This is a genomic window from uncultured Brevundimonas sp. (genome assembly GCF_937863155.1).
Classification (GTDB): domain Bacteria; phylum Pseudomonadota; class Alphaproteobacteria; order Caulobacterales; family Caulobacteraceae; genus Brevundimonas.
On sequence record NZ_CALMFB010000071.1, the window covers coordinates 20,917 to 38,385 of the forward strand.

Annotated in this window: 23 protein-coding genes and 1 pseudogene; 14 read left to right on the forward strand and 10 right to left on the reverse strand. The window is 63.5% G+C overall.

Going from position 1 to position 17,469, the window contains the following annotated elements:
• Positions 1–4: 4 nt before the first annotated feature.
• The 8 genes from Q0581_RS13320 to Q0581_RS13355 all read left to right on the forward strand — a co-directional run bounded on the left by Q0581_RS13320 (position 5) and on the right by Q0581_RS13355 (position 10,018).
• Positions 5–505 carry a DUF4376 domain-containing protein gene (locus Q0581_RS13320; RefSeq protein ID WP_298700949.1) on the forward strand — a complete coding sequence of 167 codons (501 nt, stop codon included), beginning with the start codon at positions 5–7 and terminating at the stop codon, positions 503–505.
• A 289-nt stretch (positions 506–794) separates the two neighbouring features.
• Entirely contained in the window at positions 795–1,040 is a 246-nt protein-coding gene (locus tag Q0581_RS13325; protein WP_298700950.1) for a hypothetical protein, read from the forward strand.
• Entirely contained in the window at positions 1,033–1,923 is an 891-nt protein-coding gene (locus tag Q0581_RS13330; RefSeq protein WP_298700951.1) for a hypothetical protein, read from the forward strand. Before Q0581_RS13325 ends, Q0581_RS13330 begins: the two co-directional genes overlap by 8 nt.
• A complete protein-coding gene (locus tag Q0581_RS13335; RefSeq protein ID WP_298700952.1) occupies positions 1,920–3,821 on the forward strand; it encodes a hypothetical protein in 1,902 nt (633 codons plus the stop codon). The genes Q0581_RS13330 and Q0581_RS13335 overlap by 4 nt, the downstream gene beginning before the upstream one ends.
• Positions 3,821–5,314, forward strand: coding sequence for a hypothetical protein (locus Q0581_RS13340; RefSeq protein WP_298700953.1), 1,494 nt, complete (start codon positions 3,821–3,823; stop codon positions 5,312–5,314). The genes Q0581_RS13335 and Q0581_RS13340 overlap by 1 nt, the downstream gene beginning before the upstream one ends.
• A 246-nt stretch (positions 5,315–5,560) precedes the next feature.
• On the forward strand, positions 5,561–6,766 hold the full coding sequence (locus Q0581_RS13345; protein ID WP_298700954.1) for a hypothetical protein: 1,206 nt from the start codon (positions 5,561–5,563) through the stop codon (positions 6,764–6,766).
• Positions 6,767–8,023, forward strand: a complete 1,257-nt coding sequence (locus Q0581_RS13350) for a hypothetical protein (RefSeq protein WP_298700955.1) — start codon at positions 6,767–6,769, stop codon at positions 8,021–8,023.
• 171 nt (positions 8,024–8,194) lie between these two features.
• Complete coding sequence (locus Q0581_RS13355) at positions 8,195–10,018, forward strand: hypothetical protein (protein ID WP_298700956.1); 1,824 nt, start codon at positions 8,195–8,197, stop codon at positions 10,016–10,018.
• A gap of 174 nt (positions 10,019–10,192) precedes the next feature.
• On the opposite strand, the gene Q0581_RS13360 is transcribed toward Q0581_RS13355, so the two are convergent.
• Entirely contained in the window at positions 10,193–10,519 is a 327-nt protein-coding gene (locus Q0581_RS13360) for a hypothetical protein (protein WP_298700957.1), read from the reverse strand.
• Between the two features lie 335 nt (positions 10,520–10,854).
• On the opposite strand from Q0581_RS13360, the gene Q0581_RS13365 reads away from it, so the two are divergent.
• The 6 genes from Q0581_RS13365 to Q0581_RS13390 all read left to right on the forward strand — a co-directional run bounded on the left by Q0581_RS13365 (position 10,855) and on the right by Q0581_RS13390 (position 13,441).
• The gene (locus tag Q0581_RS13365; protein ID WP_298700958.1) at positions 10,855–11,571 is read left to right on the forward strand and encodes a phage regulatory protein/antirepressor Ant; all 717 of its coding nucleotides are present in this window, start codon (positions 10,855–10,857) and stop codon (positions 11,569–11,571) included.
• Complete coding sequence (locus Q0581_RS13370; RefSeq protein WP_298700959.1) at positions 11,571–11,861, forward strand: hypothetical protein; 291 nt, start codon at positions 11,571–11,573, stop codon at positions 11,859–11,861. The genes Q0581_RS13365 and Q0581_RS13370 overlap by 1 nt, the downstream gene beginning before the upstream one ends.
• 297 nt (positions 11,862–12,158) lie before the next feature.
• On the forward strand, positions 12,159–12,392 hold the full coding sequence (locus Q0581_RS13375; protein ID WP_298700960.1) for a hypothetical protein: 234 nt from the start codon (positions 12,159–12,161) through the stop codon (positions 12,390–12,392).
• Positions 12,389–12,670, forward strand: a complete 282-nt coding sequence (locus Q0581_RS13380) for a hypothetical protein (RefSeq protein WP_298700961.1) — start codon at positions 12,389–12,391, stop codon at positions 12,668–12,670. Before Q0581_RS13375 ends, Q0581_RS13380 begins: the two co-directional genes overlap by 4 nt.
• Positions 12,671–12,692: 22 nt before the next feature.
• Positions 12,693–13,076 (forward strand): M15 family metallopeptidase, encoded by a 384-nt coding sequence (locus tag Q0581_RS13385; protein ID WP_298700962.1) that lies wholly within the window; start codon positions 12,693–12,695, stop codon positions 13,074–13,076.
• On the forward strand, positions 13,073–13,441 hold the full coding sequence (locus Q0581_RS13390; RefSeq protein ID WP_298700963.1) for a hypothetical protein: 369 nt from the start codon (positions 13,073–13,075) through the stop codon (positions 13,439–13,441). The genes Q0581_RS13385 and Q0581_RS13390 overlap by 4 nt, the downstream gene beginning before the upstream one ends.
• Positions 13,442–13,709: 268 nt before the next feature.
• Here the strand turns inward: Q0581_RS13390 and Q0581_RS13395 are convergent, their stop codons facing one another.
• The 9 genes and pseudogenes from Q0581_RS13395 to Q0581_RS13430 form a co-directional block, all read right to left on the reverse strand.
• Positions 13,710–14,069: a hypothetical protein gene (locus Q0581_RS13395; protein ID WP_298700964.1), complete on the reverse strand. Its 360-nt coding sequence runs from the start codon at positions 14,067–14,069 to the stop codon at positions 13,710–13,712.
• 279 nt (positions 14,070–14,348) lie between these two features.
• Positions 14,349–15,317, reverse strand: coding sequence for a site-specific integrase (locus Q0581_RS13400; RefSeq protein WP_298700965.1), 969 nt, complete (start codon positions 15,315–15,317; stop codon positions 14,349–14,351).
• 14 nt (positions 15,318–15,331) lie between these two features.
• Positions 15,332–15,562, reverse strand: a pseudogene (locus Q0581_RS14755) (helix-turn-helix domain-containing protein); the annotation flags it as partial.
• Complete coding sequence (locus tag Q0581_RS13405) at positions 15,513–15,983, reverse strand: hypothetical protein (RefSeq protein ID WP_298700966.1); 471 nt, start codon at positions 15,981–15,983, stop codon at positions 15,513–15,515. The gene Q0581_RS13405 and the pseudogene Q0581_RS14755, both read right to left, overlap by 50 nt.
• A complete protein-coding gene (locus Q0581_RS13410; protein WP_298700967.1) occupies positions 15,984–16,442 on the reverse strand; it encodes a hypothetical protein in 459 nt (152 codons plus the stop codon).
• The gene (locus Q0581_RS13415; RefSeq protein WP_298700968.1) at positions 16,432–16,623 is read right to left on the reverse strand and encodes a hypothetical protein; all 192 of its coding nucleotides are present in this window, start codon (positions 16,621–16,623) and stop codon (positions 16,432–16,434) included. The genes Q0581_RS13410 and Q0581_RS13415 overlap by 11 nt, the downstream gene beginning before the upstream one ends.
• Complete coding sequence (locus Q0581_RS13420; RefSeq protein ID WP_298700969.1) at positions 16,616–17,044, reverse strand: hypothetical protein; 429 nt, start codon at positions 17,042–17,044, stop codon at positions 16,616–16,618. Before Q0581_RS13420 ends, Q0581_RS13415 begins: the two co-directional genes overlap by 8 nt.
• Positions 17,031–17,279 (reverse strand): hypothetical protein, encoded by a 249-nt coding sequence (locus Q0581_RS13425; protein ID WP_298700970.1) that lies wholly within the window; start codon positions 17,277–17,279, stop codon positions 17,031–17,033. Before Q0581_RS13425 ends, Q0581_RS13420 begins: the two co-directional genes overlap by 14 nt.
• Positions 17,272–17,469 (reverse strand): hypothetical protein (locus Q0581_RS13430; protein WP_298700971.1); only part of this gene is annotated, 198 nt, incomplete at its 5' end. The genes Q0581_RS13425 and Q0581_RS13430, both read right to left, overlap by 8 nt.

The following is a 17,469-nucleotide window of genomic DNA, read 5'->3' on the forward strand; positions in this document are numbered from 1 at the left end:
GCGCATGACCTGGACCCTTAACGGCCAGCCCGTCCCGCGCGACCCGTCTTCCGGCTGGTTGCTGGTCGATGGGGTGCAATATCCCCTTGATTGGCCCGGATCAGATTTTGAGGCGCTGGGCCTGTCGTGGGTCGAACCTCCCGCGCCCGAAAAGCCCAAGCCTACGGTCGCACAATGCCTCAAGTCGCTAGCGGACCGCCGATGGCGAAAGACGCAGACCTTCACCTTTGACGGTGTGGAGACGCAGGCCGATCCTGCTATCGCCGTGGTGAATGCAACACTGGCCCTGCGCCAGCGGCGCGGCGTCCCGGCTGAAGCGGAACAGGTCTGGAAACTGACCAATGCCGACTTCCGTATGTGGAACGAAGCCCAGATCGAGGCCTTCGGCTTCGCGATCGCGGACCACATTCAAGCCTGCTTCAACCGCGAGGCTGAGCTGTCGGTTCTGATCGTGGCGGCAGAGGATCCGTCCAGCGTGGACACGTCCACCGGCTGGCCTGTCTAACCATGCTCGGCCTTTCGCCCCTCGGGGCGCGACCGCTTGGGGCGCCTGTCGGGCGGTTCATCAGCGGCATCATCGCCCGCGCCTCACTGCCGAGCCTGGCGAGCGCAGGAACGCTGCAACGAACGGTGCTTCTTGCGGGCGCATCCCCATTGCCCGGCCTCTCAGTGAGCGCCCGCGTCACCCATCCCTACGCCTGGGATCCGGTCCCGCCTGAGGGCGAAATCTGGATCGAGGTACCCGGTTCCGGGGGCGTTTGGACGCCGGTCAAACCATCAGCGACGGTGTGGTCATGAGCCTTCCCAAGTCCGGCCTTGCGGGGCCGTTCCTTGCCTTCGCTAACGCGGTCCAGCGGGCCTTTGAAACGCTGGCGTCGGTGCGCCTCACCATCATCAACGACACGTCGGAACTGCCCAGCGCGAGCCAGTGGCAGGGGCGGCAGATCATCGTCCGAGACCTCAACGGCCTCGGCAAAAAGGGCATCGTCACGGCGCTGGATGGCGTCTGGATCGACTACACGGGGGCGACCATTGCCTAGCAGCTTTACCGAACGGAACCGCCTCGACCTTCAAGCGACCGGCGAGAACCTGAACACCTGGGGTTCACGCCTGAATGACGGCGCCTTCAACCCCATCGACTTCGCCCTGGACGGCGTGGTGAAGATCGAGGCCGCAGGCCCAACCACGTTGAGCACGGCCAACGGCGCAGCGGATCAGGCTCGCGGCCGGGTCATCAACGTGACCGCCTCGGCAGCCGCCACGATCATCATTCCCTCGGTTGAAAAGCTCTACGCCGTGCGCGCCGCCTCGGCCCCGGTGAGCATCACCAACGGATCGAGCCAGGTCACGCTACCGGCCGGGTCGGTGTCGTGGATCATCACGGACGGCTCTTCGATCTGGGTCATGCGCTCGACGGACCTCGGGGGCGCTCGCCTGTTGAACGTCGGGGCGCCGGTCGCGAACACCGACGCCGCCACCAAGAAATACGTCGATGACACCGCGTTCCAGATGGCGGCGGGGAACCTCCCCGGTCAGGGCGGCAACGCGGGCAAGGCGCTGGTGACGGATGGCTCGTCGTTGTCGTGGGGCGGGCCGTTCGCCCCGATCAGCGACGTGTTTGTGGATGTGCCGGGCGCGACCCATGCCCTGACGGCGGCCGACGCCGGCAAGGTGCTGCGCTTCACATCGGACAGCCCGGTTGTCGTGACCCTGGCGAATGGGTTGCCCGCAGGCTGGAATGCGCTCTGGTCGCAGCTCGGAACCGGACAGGTCACGTTCACGCCTGCTGCCGGAGCCATTCGACGCAACCGCTATGGACACGCCAAGTCCTCGGGCCAGTTCGCGGAGGGCTCTTTGCGGGTGGATGAGAACCCCTCGGGCGCCACAGCGGTCTACATCCTGAGCGGAGACACGGCAGCGTGAGCCGCCTGATCCGACGCGGCGTCCTGGCTGGGGGTTTCCCGGCCCTGACCGCCACACTCAGCCCAACGACCCTGTTCGGCTCGTCCACGGGCGGCACAGTGACGACCTCGGGCAGCGTGACCATCGCCGCCTCCGGGGGATCGGGCAACTACACCTTCACCTGGGAGCGGGTGAGCGGATCGACCGCCATGACCGCCCTATCGGTTGATGCGGCGACGACGAACTTCCGCTCGACCGGTATGGGCGAGTTGGAGACCCGTAGCGCAGTCTGGCGCGGCAAGGTGACGGACACCCTTACGGGCTCGTTCGTCTACACCAGCAACACGGTCAGCGTCAGCCTGACGCGCAACCAAGCCGCTCTGTCGGCCTATCTGTCGCCTGCAGAGCTTGATGGATACGGGAACGGAACGACCGTCGCTACATCGGGCGTGGCGACGGTCTATGCTTCTGGTGGGTCTGGTTCCTACAGCTATTCGTGGGAGCGTGTCAGCGGGTCAGGCGGGCCGTCGCCGTCCAGCGCCACGTCGTCCAGCACAGGTTTCAGCAGTTCCTCAATCGCCAGCGGCGCGAACCAGACGGCAGTGTGGCGCTGCATCGTCACCGACACGGTGAACCTGAACACGGTCGCGACCGGCAATGTCACGGTAAGCCTGACGAGGGGCTACGCCTCACTCAGCGTGTCGGTGGCCCCAGCGACGCTGACGGGTTCCGGCAACGTTTCACCAGTCGTCACCTCAGGATCAGCGACGGCCACGGTGACGGGCGGATCAGGCACATGGACGGGAGCCTGGGAGTGGGACGGAGGGGCTACGACTGGAAGCATCGTGGCGACCAGCCCGAACAGCGCAACAACCACGTTCCGATCTGGCGATGTTCAAGCAGCCGGAACGTCTCGATCTCAAGGGTATAGATTCAGGGTGACTGACAGCGTGACCGGCGCGCAAGCTGTGTCCAACAGCGTTGTTTCGACGCTGGCTCGATACGCGGTGTTGTCGGCTTCAGTTTCGCCGTCAAGCCTGTCGGGGACCAGCCAGAACACGCCAGTCATCACCTCTGGATCAGCCACTTGCACAGCATCCGGCGGCTCTGGATCCTATGCCTATTCATGGGAATGGGACCAGGGCACGTCGACGGGCTTTATCGTCCCGTCCACCGCCAGCAATCCTTCCACCAAATTCCAGTCGGGGGATGCTCAGCCTTCTGGAGTAAGCCGAACGGCCGGTTTCATCTGCCGCGTCACCGATACCGTCACTGGCAACTCCACCGTGACAGGAAGCACGGTCGTCACGCTGAACCGAAGCTATGCGACCATGACAGTCAGTGTTTCTCCGTCATCGCTGTCAGGGTCTGGCGCGTCTGAGCAGGTCACTACATCGGGCAGCGCAACTGTCTCCGTCTCGGGCGGGTCTGGAAACTTCAGCTATCAGTGGATCTATGACGGAACGGGGACCGGAGGGCTGAACCCGTTGGATGGGGCGTCTGCTTCGACAGCGTTCCGATCTGGGGTCATGCCTCCCAATCAGACCTACACGGCCGGTTTCTTCTGCCGTGTGACGGACAATGTAACGGGCGAGGCGAAAGACACCGGATCCGTCGCGATCACCCTGACGCGCACGGCTAGCGCCATCAGCTACGCTGAAGTTTCGCCAGCCGAGCAGCTTTGGCCGCCAGAATCACCCACCGCTGCGAGCGCTACGGTCAATCATGATGGCGTCGGCCCGTTCACTTACAGCTGGTCTGCAACCGGCTCAACGACGGTCATTTCTGCGTCATCCAAGTCAACGTTCTTTGAGCGAGCGACCTCAAACTTCACCGTGACGATCACCTGCCGCGTAACCGACCTCGGTGCGGGCGGCATCTACATCGACGCTAGCGGCGTGATCGAGGGGTACTTCTGATGGCGCGGGTCAGTCTTGAGTTCCAGCCCGGCGTCGTCGCGGACGAAACCGACTTCGCGACCCCTGGCATCAAGGATGCGTCCAACGTCCGTTTCTGGCGAGGCAAGCCCGAACTGATCAAGGGCTGGGAGCGGATGACGCAAGACCTGCTGGGCGGGGTCTGCCGTACGGTCTTCCCCTGGGCGGACGGCGACAACCGCCAGAGCTTCGCCTTTGGTCGTCACAACGGCCTGAGCGTGTGGCAGTCGGGCCAACTGGCGGATATCACCCCGACAACGGGATTCACGCCGGGCCAGGTAGACGGGACAGGCGGGGCTGGTTACGGCACCGGATCCTATGGGGTCGGCAACTACGGCGAGCCGTCGACGGCAGACTATTTCCCGATGACCTGGAGCTTTGGGGCGCGGTCGTTCGGTGAGCTTTACGCCAATCCGCGCGGTCAGGGCATCTTCAAATGGGACAACGACGCCTCGATCAAGGCGGCGCTTCTGACCAATGCCCCGGCGCAGTGCAACGTCATGCTGGTGGCCTTCACAGATCAGGTGATCGCCTTCGGCTGCACGGATACGGGCAACCAGTTCAACCCATCGGTGATCCGAGGATCGGACATCAAAGACCCGACGAAATGGGCCGTCGCCACGGACTCGACGGCGTTCCAGTACTACCTGAAGGGCAACAGCCGGATCGTGGGGGCGCAGCCGGTCGGCCGGTATCTGTTCGTCTGGACCGAAGGCGAACTGCACCTAGGGGCCTATTCGGCGGCCTGGGAGTTCGAGCCGGTCGGGCTGGGCGGTCTGGCGGGACCGAACGCGGCGGTTGTCGCAGGCCAGACAGCCTTTTGGATCAGCCCCGACCTTCAGGTCTGGTCCTGCACCCTGGGCGGCGCCCCTGCGATCATTCCGTGCCCGATCCGTGACGCCTTCGCGGACAACATGGCCTCGGGCCAGAACGACAAGATTTGCGCGGCCTACATCGCTGAGCGCGGGGAAATCGTCTGGACCTATCCCGACCGTCGAGACGGGTTCGAATGCTCGCGGGAACTGCGGCTGTCGATCCTTGATGGAGCTTGGTCGCGGTCGCGGATGAAGCGCACGGCGCTGGCCGGGGCCAACCCTTCGCCGGTCGGCACGTCGGTTGAGGGCGTCGTCTACTGGCACGAACGCGGCAACTCGGCCGATGGGGCGGTGCTGGAGGGCTTCATCGAGACGGGCGGGCAGTATCTGGACCCGGCTGAGCGCGTGGTGCTGATCCGGGGCTTCTATCCCGACTTCCGCGATCAGGTCGGCCCGATCACCCTGACCGTCTCGGCCAAGATGGAGCCGCAGTCGCCGTGGGTGGAGATCGGAACCTACGTCTGCGCGCCGGGGCAGCAGAAGGTCGATTTCATGGGCTCGGGCCGCATCCTGAGGATCAGGGCGGCGTCTTCGTCTTCTCCGGCCTCATGGCGCTGGGGGAAGCCGCAGGTTGATGTTGTCGCTACCTCGCAACGCTAGGGGTTGGCTGGAACCAGCCCTGACTGATGGCGACACATGGGCTGATGTTGAACGGCGCCTGACAGAGCAGACAGCGCAACTCTGGCTCGGCGGCGAGTGCGCCATGGTGACGGAGATATGGGGCGACTGCCTGCATGTCTGGCTCGCTGGCGGCAGGCTTCGCAGCATCATGGAACTTCGGCCCGGCGTCGAGGAAACGGCCCGCCATTGGGGCCTGAAGCGGATCACGATTGGCGGACGACCCGGATGGGACCGGGTTCTGAAGCGCGTTGGCTACGCCCGCAACGGCGTGGAACTGGAGAAGAGGCTTTGAGCAAGTCCAAGCAGAAAACCACGTCGAACCAGACGACCAATCAGACGGCGACGACCACGCCGAACACCCCGTCATGGCTGCAACAGCCGTGGCAGCAATACACGGGGCAGGTGTCGGACCTGATGAACTCGGGCCAGCCGGTCGTGTCGGGTCCGTCCGCGCTTCAGCAGCAGGCCTTCCAAGGGGCGTCAAATCTGACGACCTCGCCGCTGTTCGGGCAGGCGGCCGGGATTGCGGGGAACGTGGCCGGGGCCGGGGCGAACACCACGGGACCGGCTGCGCAGTCGCAGTTCGGCGGCGTGGCGGGAACGACTGTGGGACCGATGGCGCAGGCCACCAGCCGCAACTTCACGGACGTTGACCTGAGCGGCTACATGAACAACGGCCTGAACGACCTGCTTGGATCGTCGCAGGCGGACTACGACGCCACGGGCGGCCGGGTCCGGGCGGCCCAGGCGGCGCAGGCGGCCATGAACGGCGGGGCGCGCAACAGCAACAACGCCATTCAATCGGCCCTGACCGAGGGCGAGTTGTCGCGCGCCGCCAACAGCGGCCTGTCGAAACTGCGCTACGACGCTTTCAACTCGGCGGCCGGTCTGGCGCAGAACGACCTCAACCGCGAGGCGTCTACGTCGCAGTTTAACGCCGGGCAGACCAATCAGGGCGCGCTGGCGCAGGCCCAGATCGACGCGAACCGCAACAGCCTGGAGGCCCAGCTCGGCCTCAACAACTCGCAGTTCAACGCCGGTCAGCAGAACGCCATGTCGCAGTTCAACGCCGGTCAGATGGATACGGATCTCGCTCGCCAGCTTTCGGCGGCTGGATTGCTGTCGCAGATCGGCACCGGCCAGGGCGCCTATGAGCGCGACAACATCGCCCTTCAGGCTGCACTGGGCGGGACGCAGCGGGATATCGAGAACCAGACGGGCGAGGCGGCGCGACTGGCGGCTATTCAAGCCCTGCTCGGCGGCGTTCCAATGGGGGCGTTTGTGGGCCAGACGCAGACGGGCAACGCAACCTCAACCGGCAACAGCACATCGACGCAGAACCCCGGCTTCATGGGCATTCTCGGAGGTCTGGGCGGGCTGGGCATGGGGCTCGGTTCGCTGGGCTGGTCGCCTTTCGGAGGGGGCAAGTAAATGGCTCAACGTCGCGGACTTTTTGGCGGGTTCAATCCGCTCCGGTTCACCGGCCAGCCCAACGACAAGATGATGATGCTGGGCGCCGCTCTGTCCAGCGTGGGTAATGGAGGCGATCCTAGGGGAATGTTCGCGGTGGGCCAGATGGCCGCCGCTCGCCGCGCAGATGAGCAAGCCCAGCAGGCGCTTCGGGAGCGCACCGCTCTGGAGGATCGGCAGCGCGCTTTGCTCTCCCCGTCTGACGGGCCGAATGGAAGCGGAACCGGTCCCGCGCCGAGCCTTCAGGAGATGCAGGCGCGACAAGATGAAGTGCGCCTTTTGAACCCGGAAGTCGCCGCCACCTTCGACCCGTATGTGCAGTCCCGTGAGCGTGAGCAAAATGCAGCATCACTGTTCAGCGACGATCCCAAGGCCGCCATGCTCTACCGCGCCGGAAATCAGTCGTTCCTCGACAGCCTAGGAGCGCAATATAAGCCTCAGGTCATCGGTGCAGGTGGTCGGCAGTCGGTATATGGCGAAAGCCGCACGGTTGATGCTCCGTCGTTCATGCAGTTCGGCAATCATGTCCAGCGCAACGATCCCGGAACCGGTCAATCGATCACAGTGGCGAGCCGCACACCCGATCCGGTCAACGTCGCGCCGGGCGGCCGCCTGCTCAACCCCGAAACGGGTGCTGTTGTTGGTATGGGGGCGAGCCGAGTGTTCTCGGCTGGCGACGGCGCCATGCTGTTTGACGAGAACGGAAACCCCATCGCGGAAAACCATAAGGCGCCCGGATCGGAAAAGGTCACTGAAGGGCAGGCCAAGGACGGCTTCAACGCCGGACGCCTTGAGCGCTCGGGCGCAATCATCAAGGGCCTGGAAGACCAGAACTTTGACTATGGAAGGAGCGCTTTGACGGGCGGTCAGATGCGCAGCGATTTCCGTTCATACGAAGCCGCGGCGCTTGAGTGGACCGACGCCATGCTTCGCATGACTTCCGGCGCTCAGGCGCCAGAGAGTGAAGTCCGCGCTCAGATGAGAACCTATTTTCCTCAACCCGGCGACAGCATCCAGGTTCGCAACCAAAAGGCACAGATGCGCCGTGATGCTGAAGAGGCGGCTCGGTTTCGAGCGGGCGCGGGATACAGCGGGGGCGTCTCCGCGCGACAACCGCAAGGTGGGATCGTGGCTATCTCGGGTCCGGAGGAAGCCCAACGCCTGCCGCCCGGAACCCGCTTCCGCACTCCCGATGGCCGAGTCCTAGTGAGGCAATAGATGGTGCAAGACCCCTACGCAGCGTTCGCCCGTCCGGCTCCGGACGACGACGATCCCTACGCTTCGTTCGCGAGGCCAGTCGAAGCGCAAGCGCAACCTCACGCGCCACGCCAAACGCAGCCCCAGGCACAGCCCCAGCAGAACGACAGCGCTCTGGGAGACTATGACGTCATGTCCGGCGAGTACATCCCCGACGACGGTATCCCGGTTAACTCCGACCTGACGGCGAGAATGGCCCAGCCCTACGGGGACGGGTCGTCTCGCGAGGCCGCCATCGACCTGTCAGGAGACCTCTACGCCGATCAGGTAGGGGCGCTGAAGCAGGGCGCGTGGGTTCGCACGGCGAACGGGGAAGAGTACCAGCTCCCCGGCGACGCATTCTTCGAAAACCCGCGCGGCTCTGATGAGCAGCAAAGCAATGGCCTGTTTGTACGCCGTCCGAATATGCAGGATCGCGTGGCGGCCGGTGCCACAGCATTTACCGAGCAGGTTCCGTTCGGTGACGAGGCTATCGCGGGCATTGCTGGGGCGCTCAGCGGTCGCGGCTATGATGCGGCGCGCGAACAGCAGATGCTGGATCGACAGCTTCTGAACCAGACCGAACGCGGCGCCCGTATTGCTGGCGGCGTCTCGGGCGCGGTCCTACCTGCCCTAGCCCTGCCTGGAGCCGGATGGGTCAACAGCGCCCAAGGCGTCGGCAAGGTTGGAAGAGCGGCGGCGCTTGGCGGGGGCTATGGCGCTCTCTATGGCGCAGGCAATACGGACGGGAACCTGTCTCAACGTGCCCAAGGGGCGGCTTGGGGGTCGGGCACCGGCTTGCTGACGGGGGGCGCTCTCCAAGGCGCCGGCAACGCCTTGTCTCGATCAGGCGTGAACGCCGCCGTCAATCCATCGCCGCAGCGCCAGCTCTCCCGGATGGGCGTTGAGCTAACGCCCGGCCAAATGGCCGGTGGGTGGGTTCAAACGGTGGAGGATGCTGTCGCGGGCACCATCCCGATCCTAGGGGACAGCATCAACGCCGCTCGTCGTCGTGGTCTGGAATCGTTTGATAACGTCGCCACCAATATCGCGCTTGAGCCTATTGGGACGAGGATTTCAAACACATCCGGCCGCCAGGGCGTACGCGCAGCTAGTGAGGCTGTGAGCAATGCCTACAACAATGCTCTCGGTAATGTGACCATTGCAACGGATCAGGCGTTCGATGCTGGCTTGCAGGCAGCCCTCCAGCCGCAAGGCTTAACCCCGACGATCCGTCGAAATCTGGCAGCCATCACCGACAACATCCTCGACCCGCTCAAAAACGGGCCTGTTGATGGTCAGACCTGGAAGCGCGCTGACAGTCAACTCGGGGCGGCGATCCGGGCGGCGGATAAAGGCTCCCAGTCGATGCCGGAGCAGTCGTTGCTACGCGACCGGCTAAGCCAAGTGCGGGGCGAGTTGGGCGATCTTTTTGAACGGACAGACCCCTTTGCCTACCGCGACACGCGGGCGGCGGATCGCGCCTCGGCCACCTACCGGATTGTGCGCGAAGCAAGCTCCGATGTGGCTTCAGCAGGGCGGGGCGGCGACTCCAGCCCAGCCACGCTGAACCGAAAGGTAAGGGAGGCTGCGGGCCGGGATTACGGGGTCGGCAAGGGACTTCTTCAAGACCTGTCCGATTCGGCCATGCAGGTGTTGCCGAACAAGGTTCCAAACAGCGGTTCGGCCCTTCGCGGGATAGTCGGCTTAGGTGTTCTGAGCGGTGGAACCGCGATAGCGCCCGCCGCCCTGCCATGGGCAGGTGGGTTGGTTGGAGCGGGCGCTGCTGCCTATAGTCCGTGGGGAACGCGGCTCATGAACATGGCGTATCGGTCTCACGCTCCTGGCGCCGTCCGTCGAGCATCGGGGGGACTATTTGGGCGCGCTGCGCCTCGCGCTGCTGCAATTGAGCAAAGCGTTCTGCAGCAGCTCTTAAATCACTCTCGCGACGATCAAGCTCTGCTTCCCGCTCGGTAATGCGGTCAGTGCGGGCCGCATTCGCGATGATGATGCAAACGAGGCCTGAACAGCCGCCGAGGAACACAGCGGCTGGCCCTAGCCAGACAGCCGAAACAAAGCCGAGGACAGACAGCGCAGCAAAGAACTTGGCCCAACCCATACCACCCTCATATCACGGGGTTTGGCGGGGCGCTATTTCCGGCGCTGCTTCATCAACTCCAGCGTCTGTCGCTCGATTGACCCCACTCTCTCATCGATTTGCGACTTCACGACATCAAGCGTTCGGGACATCAGGGAAGTATAATCCTCAAACCGATCATCGAACTTCGATGCAAGCGTTTCTATCGCCTCAATCCGCTCCGTGAGGCTGAGGATGGAATCGTCAAGCTCAAGAGAGCGCTCAAGGCGCTCAACGATTTCAGCATTTACAGATTTGGCCCCGGCAGCCTTCTGAAGCTTTCCGTACAAATCGACAGGGACGCGGATCGTGTACCGGACGTGAGTTTCTTGCTTGGCCATGAGGGTAGGAACACCAAAATCGTGAAAATGGCAACTTCACCACTTGCGCACTAAAACGGTGCGCGGTAACGTCACCATATTGGTGAAAAGAGGTGCTATGCAAAAGCTAGACGAAATCAGGATGACTATCCGGCTGCCGAAGGCGGCTGCGCGCTTTTTGGACGAAGAAGCAAGGGAGCATTTTACGTCTCGTAACGCCGAGATCGTGAAGTCCATCCGTCAAAGGATGGAGAGGGCGGCGGGGAGAGCTTCCTAGGGCAGACCCCGCCGCCAAACCCAACAACCCCTGCGCCAACAGGGGTCATCAATCACCTCAGCAGAAAGGACCTGCTAAAATGACCACCAATCATATCACCCTGTCACCTCAGGGTGGCAACCCCACGATGTCGAGCCGCGAAATCGCGGACCTGACGGGCAGCACCCATGACAACGTGCTCAAGACCGTGCGCGGCCTGATTAAAAGGGGTGTCGTTTCTGGAAACGAGACCCCCTATGTCCACCCGCAGAACGGTCAGACATATAGCGAGGTCCACCTCGACTATCGGAACACGATGGTAGTGGTCTCGGGCTATAGCGTCGAGCTTCGGGCAAAAATCATCGATCGTTGGCAGGCGCTGGAACAGCAAGTCGCGACGTTCGATCCGGTCGCCGTCCTGAACGACCCGGCGACCATGCGCGGCATTCTGCTCGGCTACACGGAGAAGGTTTTGGCGCTGGAGGCGAAGATCGAGGCCGATGCACCCAAGACCAGCTTCTACGACAGTTTCATCAATGCGGATGGCCTCTACGGCCTTCAGAACGCCGGGCGGGCGCTCAACGCGCACCCCAACAAGTTCATCGCCTGGCTGAAGTCCAAGTATCTGTTCTATCAGGGGTCTTCTCTGGTAGCGCGGGTGCAGTACACGCAGGCCCGGCTGTTCGAGGTCAAGTCTGAAATCCACGATGACAAAGCGCGGTATCGGACCTTCATAACCCCCAAGGGCCTGATGTATTTGGCCGACCGCATGCCGGATAACGTCAAGCTGTATTCCGGCGAGGGGAGGGCCGCGTGATGTTGAGTCGCCGCCATCTTTTCGGAGCGGTTCCGGCTGCTGTCGCAATGGCGAGCGCCCCGGCCGTTATTGCCGCTCCGTCGCCCGAGGCCATGATGGTCAAAGGTTTTGCTGCAATCTGGGGCAAAAAGGGCGAGCTGGCCGCCCAGCGGGCCGTTGAGGCGGGCATGAGGCCGGAATACCTATTCGCCACGCTTTACCTTGACGGCCGGGAAAATCAGCCAAGGCTCAACTTCCAACTTCCGGACAAATCGATGCGAACCTTTGGTCCGGATAGCGAGGTGCTATGAAGTGGCGCTCGGACCCAGCCCCAGAGGGCATTCGGGTACTCGTCCGCCTTCCTCCACACAAGCGCCACGCTTCTGGATCGGGAAGAGAGTATACCCTTCCTGCGACCTATTCAGTGGCTGAGTGCTGGTACGACCAGAACGTCAGGAAAGAGGGCGTTTGGTTTCACAGGAAGAGCGGAAACAAGAGAGTTCCTCGCCCGGTAAGTCACTGGTGCCTCATCACGCCGCCAGACAGCGAAAACAGCTAACCCTAACTCTCAGGCCGTCCCTCGGGGCGGCCTTTTTCATGAGCGCTACATGACCGAAAGCAAGAAGTTCAACTGGTCGATGGCGGCCGTCGTCCTCTCCCTTATCGTCCAGGCTGCGGCTCTGGTGTTCTGGGGGGGCGGTCTGTCCTCTCGCGTCGCGGCGTTGGAGGCCAGGACTGCGCCGCTGGCGGATGGCACCCTGGCCCGACTGGACGAAAGAACCGTCGCGATCCGGCAGTCTCTTGAGCGCATCGAGCGGCGGGAAGAGGTGGTGGCGCGATGATCGCCCGCATATGGCGCGCGGCCTTCGCGGTCGGGAACCTGCGCCTCTGGTCGATCATCCTGGGAGCCTTCCCCCTAACGGCCTTCGCGGTCTGGCTGGTCTGGCTAGTCCGCTACGGCTGGCCGCAGGAACGGGCAGAACAGCAGTTGACCATTCTCGGCGGGGCGCTGTTCGGCGCCCTGGCCCTTATCGGCGTCATCGTCGTGGCGCTGGCGACCGTAAAGGTTCGCGCAACCACCCCGGCCGGGTCTCTCGAGATCGACGGGGACGACGACTAACCCACAACAACCGGAGGCCAGCATGGCTTTTCGTCTATCGTCGCGCTCTCTGGCGCGGCTCGATGGCGTTCACCCCGATCTCATCCGGGTCGTGAAGCGCGCGATCCAGATCACCCCTGTCGATTTCGGCATCACCGAAGGGCTACGGACCAAGGAGCGGCAGAAGGAGCTTGTCGCCAAGGGCGCCAGTCGAACCCTGAACAGCCGCCACCTGACCGGACACGCCGTCGACGTGGTGGCCTACATCGGGGCAGAGGTCCGTTGGGACTGGCCGCTCTATCCGAAGATCGCCGCGGCGTTTCGCCAGGCCGCCAAGGAAGAGGGCGTTCCGATCACCTGGGGCGGCGACTGGCCCAAGCTGCGGGACGGTCCGCACTTTGAGTTAGACCGGAAGGCGTACCCATGACGCGCTTCCTGACCCTTAAGGGCTGGCTCGTCGTGGCTTGTCTGGCGCTCGCTCTGATCGTCCTGACCATGTGCGTCGTTGATGGCCGCCAGAGGGCCGCTGACAGGCTCCGGCAGACCGAGGCGCACCAGACCCTAGCCGAGGGCCGCACGGCCGCTGCGCGGGATGCCAGCGCCATTCGCGACCAGGCCGACGCCCGCGACCAACAGATCAACACCACAACCACGGAGGCTACAAATGCGATCCGCAACGCGCCTGACGATGCTGCTGCTGGCGACCACGGGCTTAGGGGCCTGTGCAAGCTCTATCCAGATCGCGACCCCCGCTGCCGGATGCTCAACACTGCTCCCGGCCGGGTGGGCTGATCCAGTTCCATCGGCCGCCTTCCCGCAAGACGCCGCCTCGGTCCGCGACTGGCAGGTGTTCGGGGTTGAGCAGTCGGGCCAGCTCGCCAAGGCCAACGGGCGCACGTCAGACGTGATCGGCATTGTGCGAGCCTGCGAGGCTAGGGACGCGGAGGCCGTCGAACGAATAGGGCGTCCGTGGTGGGCTCGCCTCAGGCCGGGCTAATCCATTAGGCTCCATTACCGTCCATTAGCGTCGAGCCTCGGCTCCGCTACACGCCCCGTCGCCCTAACCGGGTGGCGGGGCTTTCTTCGTTTCAGGGGCGGCCCACTTGCCCATTTCCATCCGATAGCCCAGCGCCTCTAGCTCGGCCCTTCGTCGATCGTTTTCGGCCCACCATTCCGAATCCCGGTCGGTGATCGTCTCCACCTTGCGGGGCCATGATCCGGTGAAGTCTTCGAAGATCACCACACCGGGGCAACCTGGGATGCGACAGGGCGGTCGTCGGTTGACGATGGAGTAGTCCCCGCCCTTGGCCTTGGCGATGCACTTCAGGTCAACGTCGCCGTGGTGTCCCTGACCCACGTCGCAGCGCCAGCGAATCTTAGCAGATCGCTCGATCATGCGCTGGATGGTTTCGAGGGCCATGATCGAGCCCATAACCGGAACATAGTAGGAACATCAATCCCGCACGGTTCAATTGAACCAAAGAGCAACTAGTGTTCTTGAGTGATATGGGTTGATTATATTATGGAAAAATGGTGGACGCGACAGGGATTGAACCTGTGACCCCCTCGGTGTGAACTCTGCGGGCCACCCGATAAAGCCCGCAAACAGGCGCAATCCTCAGCCAATCCAGAGCGAACAAGGCGTGAACTCGACACCTAAAACGGTTCACGATGGTTCAGTTGAACCGGGAGCAACTAACTACCAATCCAGCGCGTCTGCCGCCCCCTTCAAATAGCTGGGCGACAACTTGGCATAGCGTCTTTCTGTGACCCTCGTATCGCTGTGCCCCAGGTATTTGCTGATCTGAAACATGGGCACATCGGCCATCGCCATCCACGACGCGGCAGTGTGGCGCAGGATGTGAGGCGTCACGTCTGGCAGGCCCGCGCGCTTGGCGGCCGCCGCGAACCCCTTCTTGATCGACAGGACTCGGCCACCGGCCCACTCGATCACGTGATCCGACTGTGCGCTGAGCTTGAGAACGCGCAGGTAGCGATAGGCGCGCTCGTTCATCGGGACGACCGCTCGGCGCTTGCGCTGCTCGTCCTTGTTGTCGTTCAGGGGAAGGGAGATCAGGCGCCGCTCAAAGTCCACCCGGTCCCACGTCAGATCGAGCATAGCCGTCTGACGGGCGCCGGTGGCAAGCGACAGGACAATGAACGCCCTGACGTGATGGTAGCGCCGAGCGGCATGGATCAGCCGCCGCGCCTCATCCTTGGTCAGAAACCGTTCCTTTGGCCGGGGAGGGGGCGGCAGCTCGAACACTGCCTGGTCGCCCTTCTTGTGGAAGTTCAGGCCAGCGCGAACAACCTCAAGTTCCTTGCGGACTGTGGCGGGCTTCCGGCCGAGGGCGTACCGTTTGTCGCGATATTTCCGGCACACATCACGGGTGATCTGGTCGGGCCGCAGGGGGCCGAAGGTCGGTTCGGCCTGTTTCCACGCCAGGCGCAGGTCTTTGGCCCGGATCGCGGTCTTGTCCTTGTCGTCCAGGTAGGCTTCTACGATCTCCTTGACCGTCTCTCCGACAGGGACTGCGGCGAAATCGGCTAGGCGGCGCTTGGCCTCCGCAGGATCGGCGGTCCTGAGCGAGAAGCGTTCGGTTTGGCCGTTGACGGACCTGACGGCGGCATACTTGCCTCGGTAGAGCTTGAGCCGCCAATCTGACACTGTTTGTCCTCGTATTCTGTAACGGCCTCGGGCCGGATGCGGATTTGGCGCCCGATGCGGAAGGCCTTCAGCTCTCCGTCACGAACTAGGTTGCGAACGGTCGCGGCGGACACTTCCCATAGGTCGGCCAGCGTCTCGGGCGTGAAGGCGTAAGGCGTCATCCCACCCTCCCAGCGCAGATCAGGATCAGCGGGGTCATGCTGGCCCTCCGAGCAGGAGCGTGGTCGGCATGGAGCCTTGCTCATACGCAATCGCGAGCTGGGGCTTCATGAACTGCCCCACGGTCGACCCATCAGGCAGAACGGTGTGCGCCAGGAACTCGTCTTCGATAGTCGTGATTCCGGCCGCGACGGCTTCCAGCTTGGCCTTGATGACCAGGGCGAGTGCGCGCCAGCGTTGACGCCCGGCTTGCTCCCAAGCCTTCTCGGCCTCGGCCGGTGATCGCAGAGTGCCGCGCGCCGGGGTGTGGGTGAACTCCCGCGACTTTGGGTCAGGCATCGGCAGGACGAACTTCACCATGCGGTCGCTGATGCGGAAGCCGATCATGGCCGCCGTCGGCTCGCTCGCATACATGAACGAGGTGGCGCCGTAGCGTTTCAGGGTCGCCTCGATCTCGGCACGGCTGCGGTCTTGGGAGACGGAAGTTTCAGCGGCGTATCGGGCCATTCACCCCTCCTGTGCCTTGGGGTTTTTGTTCACTTCGCCTTCGGCTGCGTACCCGTAGAGCTTGGCGCGGAGGGTCGCGATCACGAGGGCTAGGGCGGGGGTTGAGAATACCGGGCCAGAGCCAACCAGTTCGCAGTCCGTGGCCCGAACATATGCGGTCCAGCCAGCTATCCCGTTGCCTTGATCCTCGGGCCAGTGTCGAACCATCCAAGCCCACCCCGGCAGCACCCTCTCCGCCAGCGCGAGGGCGGCGTCTAGGGATGTGGTGAACTCACCAAGCTCGAACATGTCGTCTGGATCGCAAGTGTCGTATTCACCGAATGGAACGACCCACAGGCCGTTTCGGCGCGCGTTATGAACGTCCCAGCCAAGCGCCCGAGGTATGGCCGCATCCAGCTCCCGGCTCCCCGCCTCAGCGGCTTCCAGTCTAGCGATGAGGGCGGACAGGTCAGCGGTCATGGGTGGTGTCCTCCAACTGTTGAGGATTGCTCAAAGGTTCAGCAGTTGGCCGCACGATCACCTTGTCGAGGTTGTCGAGGCCAACGATGCGGATCGCCAGCGCCAAGGCCTGAAGTTCAGCGATGACGTTCAGGTCTGACTGGCGGGGTATGGAGCCGCAGGCGGAATGAACCCTATTCATCTTCTGCTCCTGGTGCTGGAGGGAGGGGGAGCCAGAACACTGGATCGCCGTGGTTCATGTCGCGGATGGGGGCATGGATGTAATCGCCGGGGCCTGTCCCGGCCCACCACCATCCAGAGAGGCCGCGATAGGCGTCATCAGCAGACATGACGCACTTCCAGGCCTCGCCAACGATGAACCCGCCCTCTCCATTCGGAACGGCGACCATCACGCTCTCGTTCTGTCCGCTGCCGGTGAACGTCTCTATAGGCCGCCACTCCACCATCTCGCGGATGCAGGCGGCGGCTTCACGCATGGCTTTTCTGGCCTCGGCACGCTGCGCCTTGGTGTCCATTGGGGCAGCCTGATGGCCGAACCTCGACAGCGCAGATCCTTCCCCCACCAGTTCCATAGGGTCAGTCAATGGCTTACTCGCCGTCATGGTCGATCTCCCGGTCTGCTAGCGGTCCGTCGTCATGGCTGAACATCCAATAGTGCCACTCGACAGCCTCAGCGATGCGCTCGACCGGCACCTTCATGGCCTCGGCGGCTTGGCCGAAGGTGCCGTAACTGCCGTGCGTTTTCTGGCGCGTCAGCGACCACGCTTGGACCTTGCTCGCAAAGGCGTCGAGGGCGCGGTCTTCGGCTGACAGAAAGGGGTTGTATCGCTCACCCACGTTCGGCCTCCTTGCTGAGGAAGGCGTCGATACGGTTGGGAATATCCATGTCCTGCGCGTGGTCGGCGCGAGAGCATTCGTAGATGCGGCGCTGCCATTCTGGCGTTGCGGCGTCGGCCTGGGTCTGGATTTCGTCGCGAGCCTCCCGCAACAGCCCCTCCGCCTCAGCCAGCTTGCGCTCTGCTTCGGT